General features: G+C 46.0%; 5 protein-coding genes and 2 pseudogenes. 5 read left to right on the forward strand and 2 right to left on the reverse strand.

The annotated features are described in order from the left end of the window. The first annotated feature begins 471 nt into the window (after positions 1-471). The 5 genes and pseudogenes from AACU33_RS08100 to AACU33_RS08120 all read left to right on the forward strand — a co-directional run bounded on the left by AACU33_RS08100 (position 472) and on the right by AACU33_RS08120 (position 12682). Complete coding sequence (locus AACU33_RS08100; protein WP_096588024.1) at positions 472-714, forward strand: helix-turn-helix domain-containing protein; 243 nt, start codon at positions 472-474, stop codon at positions 712-714. Between the two features lie 188 nt (positions 715-902). Beyond that, positions 903-3200 (forward strand): annotated as a pseudogene (locus AACU33_RS08105) (PAS domain S-box protein); the annotation flags it as partial. Positions 3201-3254: 54 nt separating this feature from the next. Further along, a pseudogene (locus AACU33_RS08110) lies at positions 3255-5014 on the forward strand (ATP-binding protein); the annotation flags it as partial. Then, positions 5014-8445: a PAS domain S-box protein gene (locus AACU33_RS08115; protein WP_339375846.1), complete on the forward strand. Its 3432-nt coding sequence runs from the start codon at positions 5014-5016 to the stop codon at positions 8443-8445. The pseudogene AACU33_RS08110 and the gene AACU33_RS08115, both read left to right, overlap by 1 nt. A gap of 151 nt (positions 8446-8596) precedes the next feature. Next, positions 8597-12682 (forward strand): GAF domain-containing protein, encoded by a 4086-nt coding sequence (locus AACU33_RS08120; RefSeq protein ID WP_339375847.1) that lies wholly within the window; start codon positions 8597-8599, stop codon positions 12680-12682. 94 nt (positions 12683-12776) lie between these two features. On the opposite strand, the gene AACU33_RS08125 is transcribed toward AACU33_RS08120, so the two are convergent. Next, a complete protein-coding gene (locus AACU33_RS08125; protein WP_096595189.1) occupies positions 12777-13970 on the reverse strand; it encodes an acetyl-CoA C-acyltransferase in 1194 nt (397 codons plus the stop codon). A gap of 424 nt (positions 13971-14394) precedes the next feature. Then, a complete protein-coding gene (locus tag AACU33_RS08130; protein WP_096588026.1) occupies positions 14395-17139 on the reverse strand; it encodes a UPF0182 family membrane protein in 2745 nt (914 codons plus the stop codon). Positions 17140-17173 lie beyond the last annotated feature (34 nt).

A 17173-nucleotide genomic window follows, 5' to 3' on the forward strand; every position in this document is an offset into this window, starting at 1 on the left:
CATCGATTTTGGATTTATTTGCTAGACATCATGCTAATTCGTAATTTTTAATTAATTACTAATAGCAGAAGTTTCTGCAACTTTGACACTAACTAAAGGTGTAGGGTTAATTTTTTGTTTTATTAAAAAGGCTTTGGGGGGAACCCCAACTGAAGCTGAAAATTTTCCCTTAATTACCTCACAAAGGGAGAGGTGAGTTTGGCAAACACCGATTCCACAATTCCATGTTTCTCAAATCAACCTGTCTACGCATGAGTTTTCCTTTCCCTTGAAAGCCTCGCCCCTACGGGTATGGGACATCTGTTTGCAGAGATGATTACGAACTTTTGTAATTTAAATCATATTTGCATTACAAGATTTCTGCCTCTGTGGATAGAAGCCACTAGAAGTAGGCCACGTGGTATATTTCAACAACTACTATCTCAGATGTTATATTTAACCCTGAGTAGCACATAAAGGAATTCATTTTTTATGTCTGCTATGGAAGAACCAGATCTTGCCGTTTTAGTACGTGAGACGCGGCAACGTCTTCAACTCTCACAAGTCAAATTCGCCGAAAAGCTAGGATTTTCGTTTCAAAGCGTGAATCGCTGGGAAAATGGCCGCACAAAGCCTTTACCAGTAGCATTGAAACAAATTGAAGCTTTATTGCACTCATTAGGCGATCGCGGGGAAGACTTACTAGCTAAGTATTTTTCCTCTGAGAGGATTTGAGATTGTGTCCCCTGAAGTAAATGTCTATGCAAACCGAATAACCAATTGGTTGAGATCGTTCTACTTTTTGTTACCTAAACTCTAGCAGGAGGAACGAACTTGGCACTCCAATTTCTCTTGCTTGCAGACAATGCACTAGATGCAGATGCGATCCAAGCCACGCTGAAGCGATCTTGACAAGGATTTTAATGTTCAAATTCAAGCGTCAAATTTGGAGTTATGGAGTAGCGATCGCCTCAGTGACAATCGCTACTCTGTTGATGCTGGTACTCAATCCTGACATTGAGTTAACCAAAACATCGTTTCTGCTCTTCTTTGGCGCAGTTACGATTAGCGCCTGGTATGGAGGGCGAGAACCGGGTGTGCTAGCAACCTTGTTGTCAGCGCTATGCGCCACATACTTTTTCTTGGAGCCAGTGGGAAGCTTGAGTTTGACATTTGCTAGTGGAACAAGAGTGGCGCTGTTTGTTCTTGAGGGATGTTTAATTAGTGTTTTAGTAGGATCGTTACGCATAGCTCAACAGCAAACCAAGGAGAGCTTGTGCCAATTAAAAGCCAGCGAAGCTAAATTTCGTCGTCTCATAGATTCCAATATTATTGGTGTTATTTCAGCTGATATTTACAATAATATTACTGATGCCAATGATGCCTTCCTCAACAGCCTCGGCTACACCCGTGAAGATTTATTAGCAGGGCGGATTCGTTGGGATGAAATAACTCCGGCTGATTTGAAACATCTTGATGTTCCTGCCTATGAAGAATTAATTACAAAAGGGAAAAATACTCCTTACGAAAAAGCATTAATCGGCAAGCAAGGACAGCGTGTGCCAATGATTGTGGGAGCCGCGCTGTTAGAGGATGACCCAGAACAGATAATTAGTTTTATTCTCGATATCAGCCAGCGCAAACAAGCCGAAGCAGCACTCCGTAACAGCGAAATGCAACTGCGCCTGCTCACAGATTCATTGCCCGTGCTGATTTCGTATGTCGATGCTCAATGCCGTTATCGTTTCGTCAATCAAATATACACTGACTGGTTTGGCCTTTCCCCAGAAGAGATTGTTGGTAAGCACGTTGCGGAAATCATTGGACAGGAAGCCTATCAAGCTATCCGCCCCGATATTGAAATCGTCATGTCTGGGCAGAAATTGAGTTCTGAGAAGTATGTGTTGTTCAAAACGGCTGGCTGGCGCTATGTCCAACGCTATTTTGTCCCAGACATGGGGGAAGATGGTATTGTCCAAGGTTTTTACGCACTAATTATTGATGTCACCGATCGCAGACAAGCTGAAGAATCGCTGCGGCAAAGTGAAGAACGGTTGCGGGTTGCTTTGAAAAACGCCCCGATCGCCGTCTTTCACCAGGATCGGCAACTGCGCTACACCTGGATTGAAAATCGTACCTTTGAATATCAAATCGATCGAGTGCTGGGCAAAACAGATAACGATTTTGTTTGTCCTGAGGAAGCAGCAATTCTCACCCGAATTAAACAACAGGTATTAGAGACAGGAATCGGGAGGCGGGAAGAAGTCAAGCTCACCCAGTTGGGGCGAGAGTATTACTACGACTTGACAGTGGAACCCCTGCAAGATGCCAACGGTGTTGCGATCGGCGTTACCTGTGCGGCGATCGACATTTCCGAATTGAAGCATACAGAACTAGAACTGCGCCAAAGCGAAGAACGATTCCGCCTATTGGCAGAGCAAGTTCAAGTCATTCCCTGGGAAATCGATCCAAAGACAGGAAACTTCACTTATGTCGGCCCCCAAGCTGTCGAGTTTTTGGGGTATCCGCTGACAGCCTGGTACGCTGACAACTTCTGGATCGATACTATTTATTTGGGCGATCGCGAATGGGTTCCCCAGTTGTTTTACGAGAATTCGCTATCCTTAGATAACTACGCCTTTGAGTATCGAATGCTAGCAGCAGATGGTCGAATTGTCTGGCTCTACGATGTCGTGAATGTCGTGCGGCAGAACCAAGAACCCAAACTACTGCGGGGAATCATGGTTGACATTACCCAGCGCAAACGCCAAGAAGAAACCCAAAAATATCTGGCAGAAGTCACCAAAGTACTTGCCAGTTCCCTAGACTACCAGACAACCTTAAATCAGTTTGCCCAGCAAATGGTTCCGCATCTGGCGGACTGGTGTATTGTGCATATGCCTCAAGAGGACGGTTCCATCCAACCCGTTGTTACTGCTCATGTCAATCCAGCCAAAGTCCAGTGGGTAGAGGAAATCCGACAGCGCTATCCGTTGAATCAAGACGATTTACGAGGAATTCCCCAGGTTTTACGCACCGGGCAATCTGAATTTTACCCAAATATTCCCGATGCTCTGTTGGTAGACGCCGCCCGCGACCCCGAACATTTACGTTTGCTGCGAGAAATTGGTTTTCGTTCAGTCATCATCGTGCCCATGCAGGCGCATGGTAAGACTTTAGGAACCCTAACATTGGTAGCTGCGGAATCAGGGCGTTCCTACGATCGAACCGATCTAGCTTTAGCTGAGGAACTAGCTCGCCGTGCTGCCCTAGCGGTAGATAATGCCCGACTGTACCAGCAAACTCAGCAAACACAACAAATCGCCGAACAGTTTGCCAATCGTACCAACGTGTTGCAACAAATCACAGCTGCCCTTTCCCAAGCTTTGACTCCGCAACAAGTTGCCGATGTTGTAATGCGGCAAGGAATTGAAGCCATCGGGGCAAATGCGGGTTCTGTGGCGTTGCTGGTAGAACAGGGAACTACTCTCAAAATTTTGCAAGCGATCGGCTACCCAGAATCGATGATGAATCAATGGTCGAGCTTCCCCATCACGGGGTCGGTGCCTTTGGCAAAAACAGCAAGAACAGGAGAACCACTCTTCCTGGAAAACGCTGCGGTAATGTTAGCGCAGTATCCTCATCTAGCTGAAAGTATTGCCACCACTGGAAATCAAGCCTTTGCTTGTCTGCCTTTAATTGCAGAAGGAAGATTGCTCGGCGTCATGGGGCTGAGTTTTACCCAGCCACAAGCCTTTACTGTGGAAGAACGGGCATTTATGCTGACGCTGGCGCAGCAGAGTGCCCAAGCCATCTCCCGCGCCCATCTGTACGAAGCAGAACGAATCGCCCGCAACGCCGCAGAAGCAGCAAACCGCGTCAAAGATGAGTTTCTCGCCGTTCTTTCCCATGAGTTGCGCACTCCCCTCAACCCGATCCTTGGTTGGTCAAAGCTACTGCAAACGGGTAAGCTTGACCAAGCCAAGACTGCACAAGCCCTGAATACTATCGTGCGGAATGCCAAGTTGCAAGTTGAACTGATTGAAGACTTGCTCGATGTCTCCCGGATTCTCAGAGGCAAACTCAGCTTAAATATTTCTGGGGTCGATTTAGTATCGACAATTGAAGCGGCATTGGAAACGGTGCGGTTGTCGGCGATCGCCAAATCTATTCAAATTCAGACAATACTGGAACCCGGTATAGGGCTGGTATCGGGTGACTCCAGTCGATTACAGCAAGTAGTTTGGAATTTACTTGCCAATGCGATTAAGTTTACACCCCACGGGGGAAGAGTTGAGGTAAAGCTGTCATTGATCGCTAGCGATGCGTCAAATGACAAATATGCCGAAATTACCGTCAGCGATACAGGTAAGGGCATCCACCCAGATTTTCTCCCTTATGTGTTTGACTACTTCCGTCAAGAGGATGGCGCTACCACGCGAAAATTTGGCGGATTGGGGTTAGGATTGGCGATCGCGCGTCACTTAGTCGAATTACACGGCGGTATGATTTGGGCAGAAAGTCCGGGGGAAGGGCAAGGGGCAACTTTTACCATGAGACTACCGCTAATGCCGATTCCCAACCAATTCCCAACCAAATGAATCTAGACAAGCGACAGATCGATCCATCTGTGAATTTACAGGGGATTAAAGTTTTGGTAGTAGATGATGATACCGATGCGCGAGAGTTCCTTACCTTCTTACTAGAGCAGCAGGGTGCAAATGTCACAGCCGTCAACTCATCTGTGGAAGCGATCGCCATTTTTACTCAATCCCGGCCAGATGTGCTGGTCAGCGATATCGGAATGCCAGAGATAGATGGTTATATACTGCTACGCCAACTCAGAACTTTAGCAGCAGCACAGGGAGGACAAATTCCGGCGATCGCCCTAACTGCCTATGCAGGAGAAATTGACCAACAGCAGGCAATCGCAGCAGGCTTTCAATGCCATATATCCAAGCCTGTAGAACCAGAGATTTTAGTAAGAGTGATCGCCGATTTAGTTCAACAAGGTGGAGGTCAAGCAAAACCATAATGCGCTTCTGGTTTCGTCACCCAAATTTATCCAGCCTGCGGACTCGCCTGGTATTGCTCGTTCTTTTGGCAGTGATTCCCTCCTTGGGGCTGATTCTTTACACTGCTGCGGTTCAACGTCGAAGTGCAGCCCTAGACGCACAGGAAAATCTGTTGCGCATGGTGAAACTGGCAGCTGCCAATCAGCGCCAAGCCAGTGAAGGGGCACGCCAACTGCTAATTGCGCTCTCGCAAATGCCTGAGATCCGTGAGGGGAATGTGGGGGAGTGTAATCGATTGCTGGCAAACCTGCTTCAGCAATACCATAGCTATGCAGGCTTGGGTGTGGTTGATGCAAGCGGTAACTTAATTTGCAGCATTCCGTTAGCGACGAAGCCAGTCAACACAGCCGATCGCGCTTACTTTCGCCTAGCTAAGGAAACTCGTAATTTTGCTATTGGCGAGTATGAAATCGGTCGAGTAACGAGCAAAGCCACGCTTAATTTTGGTTATCCCATTTTGGACAAGTCTGGACAAGTGCAGGCAGTTGTGATAGCGGCATTGGATTTAGCTTGGCTCAATCGCCTAGTAGCCGAACTCAAGTTACCAGCAGGATCGGTAGTTACAATCACCGATCGCCAGGGAACAGTTCTCGTGCGTTACCCAGATGCGCAAAACTTGGTAGGAAAATCCGTGCCCGATGCTGCTATTACCAAACTGGTGCTGTCCCAAATAGAAGGCACCACAGAAGCGATGGGTTTGGATGGAGTCAAGCGGCTTTACGCCTTTACGACCTTAGGTAGTAGTGCTGTCAATCGGGATATCCATGTCAGAGTTGGGATGTCTAGGACAGTGGCCTTTGCCGCCGCCAATCGACTGCTCCTAGAAAACCTAATCGGGCTGGGATGCGTGACTGCTTTGGCGATCGCAGCGGCCTGGGTTGGAGGCGATGTCTTCCTTACCCGCAAAGTTAAATCTTTGGTGCAGACGACGCAGCAGCTGCAAGCAGGCGACCTCAGCGCCCGTACCGAGTTTTCCCAGGAATCGGGAGAAATTGGTCAACTGGCACGTGCCTTTGATGACATGGCCGCCGCGATCGCAACTAGAGAACAGGCGATCGCGGCGCTAAATCAAGACCTGCAAACGCTATTTGAGGTGATTCCCATTGGTCTTTTGCTCGCAACCGATCCAGAATTTAAACAGATCAAATCCAACCCTACATTTGCCCAAATTTTAGGTCTGGCAGCAGATGCTAATGTTTCTTACACCCCAGAGAATGCACCGCCACCAGCATACAAAATCTTCAAGGATGGTCGAGAACTCGCCCCTGAGGAATTTCCCCTGCGCTCCGCCGCCATTCACAAAACAGAAATTAAAGGGACTGAGGTAGATATTGACCGCGGAGATGGCAGGGTATTTAATTTATTCGGTTACGCTAAACCCCTACTCGACGAGCAAGGACGCTTGAGAGGCTCGGTAGCCGCATTTTTAGATATTACCGAGCGCAAACGCACCGAAGAAACACTCAGACGCACCAATCAAACATTACAAACTCTGATTGAGGCCTGTCCGGTTGCCATTGCTTGTTTCGATCCCCAAGGAATTGTCACCTTATGGAATCGCGCCGCCGAGCAAATCTTTGGTTGGAGTGCTGAAGAAGCGATCGGGCAGTTTATGCCAACGGTTCCCCACAGACAACAAGAATTTCTGGCTAGCCTGCAAACAGTATTGAGTGGGCGATCGCTTCATGGATTTGAAGTGCAGCATCAAGCTAAAGATGGGCGCATGGTAGATTTAGAGATTTGGGCTAATTTAACCTATGATGCCCAGGGAAATCCCGGTTGTCTTGGTATTGCTTGGGACATCACCGCCCGCAAGCGCTCGGAAGCAGCACTTCGCCAAAGCGAAGCCAAGTATCAAGTATTAGTTAGCAATATGCCAGGAATGGTTTATCGTTATGTTCCCTTTGCTAACGGTACAGCTGCCTTTACTTACGTCAGTTCTGGTTCCCTGGAACTGCTGGAATTGGAACCACAAACGATTCTCCAAGATGCCAATTCCTTTTTAAAGTTGATTCATCCAGACGACTTACCAGCTTTTGAATGTTCTGTGGCGATCGCCGTCGAAAATTCTAGCTTTTGGCAATGGGAAGGACGGATAATTACACCATCGGGACAACTGAAATGGATTCAGGGGCGTTCCCGTCCAGAACCAACCGAATACGGGTTGGCTTGGGATGGTTTGTTATTCGATATTACCCAGCGCAAACAAGCAGAAGCCGAACGAGAACAACTGCTTTGGCGAGAACAAGCCGCCCGCGAGCAAGCAGAAGCAGCCAATCGCATTAAAGATGAGTTTCTGGCAGTGCTATCCCATGAATTGCGATCGCCCCTCAACCCCATTCTCGGTTGGACACAAATGCTGCAAAAAGGCAAATTAGATCCCCAGACCAGCTTTCGTGCTTTAGAAAGCATCGAACGTAATGCTAAGTTACAAACCCAATTGATTGAGGATTTGCTCGATGTCTCCCGAATTTTACGCGGCAAGATGGTACTGAATATTATGCCTGTCAACTTAGTTACAGTTATTGAATCGGGGCTAGAGACAGTACGCTTGGCAGCAGAAGCAAAACAAATTCAAATTCAAACCTTTGTTAACCGAGAAAAGTTGCAGGTTTCGGGCGATCCGGCTCGACTCCAGCAAATTATTTGGAATTTGCTATCTAATGCTGTTAAGTTCACTCCTGATGGTGCAGAGATTGCAATTTCTTTAGAGCAAATTAGTAGCTACGCCCAGATCTCTGTCCAGGATAGTGGACAAGGCATCAATCCTGAGTTTTTACCTTATGTTTTTGACTACTTCCGCCAAGAAAATAGTAAAACCACGCGCAGATTTGGTGGGTTGGGCTTAGGTTTAGCGATCGTGCGGCATTTGACGGAACTACATGGCGGTACAGTGGAAGCTGCTAGTCCAGGGGAAGGACAAGGAGCAACATTTACAGTCAGGTTGCCTTTAATAACTGTTACCGCAGCCTCAGTGCCAGAAAAGGCAACTGCTGTTCAATCGGTTGACTTCAGCCAACTGCGGATTTTAGTTGTAGATGACGAGGCGGATATGCGGGATTTGGTGAAAGTTATTCTCGAACAACAGGGAGCGCAAGTTACAGTGGCCACAAATGCTACCGAGGTGCTGATGTTATGCGATCGCCAACCGCCCGATATTTTAATTAGCGATATTGGAATGCCAGATATCGATGGCTATATGCTGATGCAACAAATTCGCGCCAGATCGCCACAACAGGGGGGAAATATCAAAGCGATCGCTCTTTCCGCCTATGCTGCTGAATACGACCAAAAACAAGCTCTCAAAGTCGGCTTCCAAAAACATATTCCCAAGCCTGTTGAGCCAGAAGTATTAGTCAATACCATCTCAGAACTCATTATCTCTGGGTGATGAGGGAGTGTGGGGGGATAAGAGAGAAATAATTATTAACTCTTGACCCTTGACAACCCAAACAAGTAAATGTGCAATTTAGATGTGCATTAGCTTATAAGATCGTTGCCGTTGCATTTCCAGCCTTCTACTCGCCCATTGGTCAAAGTTCATGACTGAAACTTCCTCGCAACCGATTGCAACAAGCGCCCGTTTACCTGCCAATGAGGTAGAACGCTTAGAGGCACTGCGGCGATACCAAATTCTCGATACTCCCCCAGAAGCTGCTTTCGATCGCATCACCTCCTTAGCAGCGCGTTTGTTTAACGTGCCGATCGCCTTAGTTTCGCTGATTGATGAATCGAGAGGCTGGTTTAAATCTGCCTATGGCTTTGATATGCGCGAGATGCAGCGAGATGCAACTATTTGCAGCTTTACACTCTTATCTAAGGAAGTATTAGTGATTCTCGATACTAGGCAAGACAATCGCCTGGTATCTAATCCATTTGTCCACAATGAACCGGGTCTGCGATTTTATGCTGGTGCGCCATTGCTGACCGAAGATGGTTTTAACTTAGGCACTCTGTGTTTGTTAGATACGAAACCGCGCGATCGCTTCAGTAACGAGCAAACAGCCATCCTCGCAGATCTGGCCGCAATGGTAATGGATGAACTAGAACTGCGATTCGCAGCCCGTAAAATTACGCAAATGGATGCAGCGTTGCTAGAAGTGACTCAAGGAGTTGCGGCTGCGACAGGTGAAGCATTTTTCTTGGCTTTGGTGCAACATTTGAGCAAAGTCCTGGGAGTTGATTACGCATACATTGGTCTGGTGGAAGGCAATAACCAAGAAGCAATCCGGACGATCGCCACTTGCGCGCAGGGACAGATCGTTGACAACTTTGCCTATATACTGCGGGGTACTCCCTGCGAGGAAGTACTCCAGCAACGCAAATTGTGCTGCCATCCCCAAGGAGTCCAAAGTTTATTTCCTAACGCACCACTTTTAAAACCTCTCAACGTAGAAAGCTATTTAGCTATTCCGTTTTTTGACTCTACGGGCGCACCCCTCGGCTTACTGGGGGTGATGGATGGCAAAGTGTTGACAAATGTTCAGCTAGCAGAATCTCTATTGACCATTTTTGCTTTGCGCATCGCCACAGAACTAGAACGGCAACAAGTCCAGCATGAATTGCAAGGTTTAGTTGCACAACGAACGGCGGAATTATCCCAAGCCAATGAATTACTTCAGTTGGAGATTAGCGAACGCCAAAAAGAACAAGAGTTACTGAGAGTACTGCTCGATAATGTCCAGGCAGGAATCGTCGCCTGTAATGCTGACGGGATTTTGACTTTATTTAATCGCGCCGCACGCGAATTTCATGGTTTACCAGAGCAACAACTGCCACCGGAACAATGGGCAGAGTACTACGACTTGTATTTGCCCGACGGTAAAACGCGGATGTCCAAAAACGATATCCCCCTATTTCGAGCCTTACAGGGCGAGACAGTTGAGAATGTGGAAATGGTAATTGCCCCGAAACAGGGAACTACCAAAACCTTACTTGCTAGCGGTCGGGCGATCGCTAACAGTCAAGGCAAAAAACTAGGGGCAGTTGTAGTGATGCACGACATCACCGAACGCAAACAAGCCGAAGCCGAACTCCTGATTTCTGATGTGGCTTTGCAGCAAATGCCCGATGCGATTTTGTTGACCGATTTGCAAGGGAAGATTCAACGCTGGCTGGGCAATGCCGAGCAAATTTTTGGCTATACAGCAAAAGAGGCGATCGGCAGACCTGTGAATTTTCTCCATCGCTCAGATATTGAAGCAGCGAAGACGGCTGAAATCATTCAGTCTATTCAGACAACAGGCGAGTTTTGTGGTGAAATTCCCTGCGTGCGTAAAGATGGCTCGCCAGTACCGATTGAAACAACAGCTAAACCCGTATACGACAAAGCTGGGAATCCCATCTTTTTAATTGGTATTAACAAAGACATCACCGAGCGCAAACAAGCAGAAGCGGAACGAGTTCAAGAGCAAACAGCGCGCATCAAAGCCGAAGCCGATCAACAGCGATCGGCATTTCTCGCAGAGATCGGTACAGCACTGGCATCTTCATTAGATTACGAACATACTTTGGCAAGTGTGGCGAATTTGGTAGTGCCATTCTTTGCCGACTGGTGCGCGATCGACCTGCTCCAACACAATCATATCCATCGGGTAGCAGTGGCTCACCGCGACCCCAAGAAAGTGGAATTAGGCTGGAAAATCGATCGGCAATATCCGAGAAACATCGATGCCACCGAGGGCGTAGCCAAGGTACTGCGAACTGGGAAAACCGAAATGGCGGCAGAAATTCCAGAGGACGCATTGGTGAGTATAGCTCAAGACGCCGAACATCTGCGCATCTTGCGGGAACTAGGTTTAAAATCTGGCATTAGCTCGCCCTTGATCGCCAGGGGACAGATTTTAGGAGCAATTACCTTTGTGACGGCAGAATCCGATCGCCGTTACAGTCAGGCAGATCTAGGATTGGCAGAAGACATCGCCCATCGCGCTGCGATCGCCATTGATAATGCCCGCCTCTACCTAGAAGCACAGCAATCTGCCGAACGCATTACCCGACTTCAGTCTGTGACAGCGGCTTTTTCCGAATCTCTCACTCCCGTCCAAGTGGCGGATGTGATTGTAGACCAAGGAATGGCGGCGCTAGGTGCTAACTTTGCCCTTGTTGCTTTAGTCAGTGACACTGGCACAGATCTGGAAATCATTCGCACCGTGGGTTGTGAACCCGACCCAGCCAAAAGTTGGCAGCGATTTTCCCTGAATGCACCTGTACCTTTGGCAGAAGCTGTGCGCACCAAAAAGCCAATTTGGGCAGAACCATCAAAAACACGAGCTATCCGCTATCCCCACCTCCGAGAAACCTATGAGAAAAACTCCTTCGAGGCCTGGATTTCCATTCCCCTGATCGTTGAAGGCCGAGCAATCGGAGGTATGTCTTTTGCTTTCATTGAGCCGCAACAGTTGGATGCACAGCAACAAGGCTTTATTTTATCGCTAGCCCAACAATGCGCTCAGGCGATCGCCCGAACTCGCCTCTACGAAGCAGAACGCACAGCCAGAAGTGCCGCAGAAGCAGCCAACCGAGTTAAAGATGAATTCTTAGCGGTGTTGTCTCATGAGTTGCGCACGCCGCTAAATCCGATTCTGGGTTGGTCTAAATTACTGCGCGGTGGAAAATTAGATGCCGCAAAAACAGATTATGCCTTAAAAACAATTGAGCGCAACGCTAAACTCCAAACTCAACTCATTGAGGATCTTTTAGATGTCTCGCGGATTTTACGAGGCAAACTCAGCCTCAATATGGCTGCTGTCAATTTGGCAGCGACAATTGAAGCAGCGATGGAAACTGTGCAGTTAGCAGCCCAAGGCAAGTCAATTCACATTGATACTGTATTGAGTGCGAATGTAGGGCAAGTTTTAGGCGATGCGGCGCGGTTGCAGCAAGTCATATGGAATCTCCTCTCCAACGCTGTAAAATTTACGCCATCAGGCGGACGAGTTGAAATTCGCTTGAGGTGTATTGACTCGCAAGCTGAAATTCAAGTCAGCGATACGGGTAAAGGCATTCATCCTGATTTTTTACCGCACGTATTTGACTATTTTCGACAGGCAGATGCGACGACAACCAGGCAATTTGGCGGGCTAGGACTGGGTTTAGCAATCGTGCGTCATTTGGTAGAATTGCATGGCGGCACTATTGCAGCCGAGAGTCCTGGTGAGGAATTAGGCGCGACCTTTACCGTAAGATTACCGTTAAATGTTGTTAAAACAGCAACTTTAGACTATTTATCCCCTGTTGACAATTTTGATTTCAGTCAACTCCAAATTCTCATAGTTGATGATGAAGCTGATATGCGAGATTTGGTGCTCACCATTTTAGAACAGTATGGCGCACAGGTAATCGTTGCCGCCTCTGCTACTGAAGCCTTGGCTCTGCTGGAAGGTTTCCAGCCAGACTTGTTAATTAGCGATATTGGGATGCCGGATATCGATGGTTATATGCTGATGCGACAAATCAGAACGAGATCGCTAGAACAAGGAGGAGCAATTCCAGCGATCGCCTTGACTGCCTATGCCGCAGAGTACGATCGCCAACTCGCCCTCCAAGCAGGATTTCAACACCATGTCTGCAAACCTGTTGAACCGGAAGAATTAGCTCAAGCGATCGCAAAACTGATTCAGAACTGACATTAAAATTTTCCAACCGCCAAGTTAAGAATTTCAAAGCACAAGAGTTTAGCATTAGCGAATCATCTTCTGTAAAAAATACTCAGCGATCGCGCTATTTCAGCCTTTCTAGTGCGATCGCCGTACCGCCACCAGTACCGTGACAAACGGCTGCTAATCCCAAATGTCCGTTTTGCTGTTGCAAGGCGTTGAGCAGCGTTACGATGATGCGCGCGCCTGAAGCTCCTATGGGATGTCCTAGTGCGATCGCTCCACCATACACGTTTAATTTTTCATAAGGAACGCCCAAATCCCGATTAAACAACACGCTGCTGAGAGCAAATGCTTCGTTGTTCTCAAACAAATCAAAATCATAGATTTTCATCTTCAGCTTGTCTAAAAGTTTGTTCGCGGCCAAAATCGGCACTTCCGGGAATCGCCAAGCTTCTGCGCCCGTCCATGCGCCACCAATCAACCGCGCTAAAGGATTGAGTTGGTAGCGTTCTACTGCTGTTTTACTTGCCAAAACTAAAGCTGCTGCACCATCAGATATTTGGCTGCTATTACCAGCAGTAAATACACCATCTTCTCTAAAAGTTGGCTTCAGCCTAGCAAGACTTTCTAAAGTAGTGTCGGAGCGAATTCCTTCATCTTTGTCTACAAGCTGCGAACCTTTTTTACCTGCGACTTCAATGGGTACAATCTCCGGCTTAAACAAACCTTGCTCAGTCGCTTGGGCTGCTCTAGTTTGGGAAAATAAAGCGACTTCATCCAACTCGGCTCGCGTAATTTGGTAAGTGGCTGCCAACTGTTCTGCTTGCTCTCCCATCGTTTCGCCACTAATGGGATCGGTGAGTCCATCATTAAGTAAAACATCGGTAAGTTGCTCTGGTGAACCCAGCAAAGATTTATATCCCCATCTAGCTCGTGAGGATAGCAAAAATCCAGTTTGCGACATAGATTCCATACCACCGACGAGTACGATTTCCGCTTCACCAGCGCGAATTGCAGCCATACCGTTAATTGCGCTCATCATTCCCGATGAACACACCATATCCACTGCATAGCCGTTCACTTGGTGGGGAATCCCTGCTTTAAAAGCTGCTTGACGGGGCAATGACTGTCCGTGTCCTGCTCTCAGTACATTACCAAAAATGTACATATCTAAAGCTTCTTTTGATACGCTTGCTCGTTCCAAAGCTGCATCCATAGCGATCGCACCTAAGTCTACTGGCGAGAAATTAGCCAGTACACCGCCAAACTTACCCAATGGTGTGCGTACTGCTGAGACAATATAAACTTCTTCCATAAACTGCATTACTTTAGGGAATTCAGAATTAAAAATATTGAGACAAAGATACAATTTTAACTTCTTTTATTATTGTATTCTTAGTAATCAATAGTTTTCTTTAAATTCAGTAATATCTATCTCCTCTCAAAGTTTAATCTTTCTTTAGAGGTAGTAGATTATTGTTTAATAAGCTAATTATTAGCCTGAATTAGGCAGCAAAGCTAAAACAAAATTAATATTTTTAAGTATTTTTAAAATAATTAAGTACAGCCCAGATGTTGTTTTTTACTATCTGGGAATCTACAAGTCAAGTATGCAGAATATAATTTTGTAAATCTTCCTGAAACTGTCTAGAAGAATTGGTGTTGCTGAATAGTGTTATGAATAGGCAAGCAGGGGATACAAAGGAGGTGATTTGGATCAATAATTTCGTGAATTGGTATTAGCGCTGATTACCTTGATTTAATTTCTGTAAAATTCCCTCTAACTCTTGCTGATACTTACCATACTCAGCCCAATTACCTTGTTTGAGGGCTGCTTGTGCTTTTTGATAAGTTGCTAGAGCAGATTGGGCTAAAGTTGAAGTTACTCCTGTTGTTGAACTAGGTACTTGCTTCTCTACCTGTTCGCTACCAAAAATTACCGCCAAGGCTCGATCGAGAGTTTCTTCCATGACTACTGCTTTGTCATAAGCCACAATAACTCGTTTTAACTCCGGTAACTCACCCTGTTCGGCTCGCAGATATACTGGCTCTACATAAAGTAAAGATTGCTCAATCGGAATTACTAATAAATCGCCGCGAATTACTTTAGAACCAGACTGACTCCATAAGGTAAATTGTTGAGAAATTTTCGGGTCTTGGTCAATTTTCGCTTCAATTTGTCTGGGGCCAAACACCAGTTTTTGTTTAGGAAACTCATACAACAGCAATTTACCGTAGTCTTTACCATTAGAATGCGCCGCCATCCATGCAATCATGTTGTCTTTATTAGCAGGTGTAAACGGCAGAATCATCATAAATCCTGCTTTCGCTTCCCCTGGTAAGCGCATAATTACATAGTATGGTTGCATAACTTGTTCGCTACCCTCATAAGTCTGGATGGGAAAGCGCCACAAATCTTCCCGGTTATAAAATGCTTCTGGGTCGCTCATGTGGTAAGCAAGATACATTTGCGCTTGGATGTTTAACAAGTCTTGGGGGTAGCGAAAATGCGCTTTCACTTCCGGGGGAATTGCTGTTTGGGGTTGAAACAGGTGCGGAAAAATTTGACTATAGGTGTGCAGTACGGGGTCAGTTGCATCGATCGCAAAAAACTGCATTGTGCCATCGTAGGCATCAACTACTACCTTAACTGAGTTACGAATATAGTTGATATTGCTGTGTAAGAATTGCTCGTTATTTTCTCCCTTGAGATTGTTGTTGGCATTCTGACTCTGGGATAATGGCTGAGAATAAGGATAGCGATCGCTCACCGTGTAAGCATCCACAATCCACTGTAATCTACCCTTGATTACTGTCAGGTAAGGGTCGCTATCAAACCGCAGAAATGGTGCGACGTGTTCCAGCCTTTGTTGAATATTTCTGTAGTAATGGATACGCGACTGTGGTTGAAAGTAATTGGAAATCAAAATCTGGAGACTGTTCAGATCGTAGCCATAAGCGAGTCTGTGCCAAAATGTTGGTATCCGTACACCACCTTTACCGTTGTAGCTAATAAAGGCATTACTCCCACCAAGAGGATAGTCAAACTCTGGGGTTTTCGTACCCGTAAAAATATAGTTATTGGTTTCTTCGCCATAGTAAATTGCAGGTTGGCTCACCTGAAGATCTACTTGGCTGACAGGCGGAATATCTTTGATATACAGTTGGGGTAAGCCATCAGATGTAACTTGGTTAACCGGACTCATCACCAAGCCGTAGCCGTGGGTATACTTCAGACGTTGGTTTACCCAGGTACGCGCTTCTTGGGGTAACTGAGAGTAAGACAACTCGCGTCCTGAAAGCATAACCTGTTGATAATCACCATTGAGAGTGTAGCGATCGACATCGACGCTATTAAATTTGTAGTAGAGTCGAATCTCCTGAATTTGGCGATAAGTGCTGAGAAGCGGGCGGTAATCCCACAAGCGAATGTTGCGGATAGTTGGCTGATTTAACTGCAAATTTTGGTGGTTTAGTTGATTTTGCGCAGCGTAGTTTTGCTTTTGTACATTGTCTAGGCGATAAGCATTCTGAGTAAATTTAATATTGTTAGCAATGTATGGTTTTTCTTTAGCTAATTCGTTGGGTTCAACGATAAATTTTTGCACAAATCCAGGGTAGATACCGATAAGTGCTATCAGGGCAATGACATATAAAAGAATTCCATTAAATAAAAGTGAAAATTTGCTTTGTCTAATTGAGAAACCGAATATTAATGCTAATCCTAAAGTCAAAAGACTCATCACTGAATAAGCAAAAATTCGAGCATAAACATCTGTATAGCCAGCACCAAAAGCCGCCCCATTAGTTGAGTAAAGCAAACTGTAACGATTGAGCCAAAATTTAACAGCAATTAATCCCAAAATTCCGATTAATAGCCAGCTTAAATGATGAGAAGCTTGAATATTCAGAACATATCGACCTTTGCGCCGCTGTGTAAAGCTATCTTTGAGGAAATAGACAATAACTGCGATAATTAGTCCCAACACCAACAGAGATAATAGCCAGTTACAGATAGCTTGATAAAGCGGTAGCTGGAAAACGTAAAAACCAATATCTTGTTGAAATATGGGGTCGCGATCGCTAAAATTACTTGTATGGAAATACTTTAGTAGAGTTTCCCAAAGCGGAACGCTAGCACTAGCAGCCCCTAACGCTGTGAGAAAAATCAAAACTAAAGCGAATAAATTAATAAATATATCAGCATAATCAGCCAAATTAGTATCCGTTAACAAGCGAATCGAGCCGTAACGGGTACGATACATAGCAATTTTATAATTAGCCCAAAGAAATATTGCAAAGCAGACAAAGGTGAATATCCAGAGGAGAATTTGCCAAGTCCATCTTGTCCAAAAGACTTCAGCGAAGCCAACAGCATCAAACCACCATACTTCGGTGAGAATATGTACTAGGATTTTAGATAGAGGCAGACCAATGATCGCGATTAAAATGATTAGTGTCACGCCTCTGGGTTGCAGGTTCATGGTTTATTTATTTAGCTGACAGAAACCCAAGAAA

It is taken from the genome of Calothrix sp. NIES-2098, assembly GCF_963875125.1.
In the GTDB taxonomy this organism is placed as follows: domain Bacteria; phylum Cyanobacteriota; class Cyanobacteriia; order Cyanobacteriales; family Nostocaceae; genus Aulosira.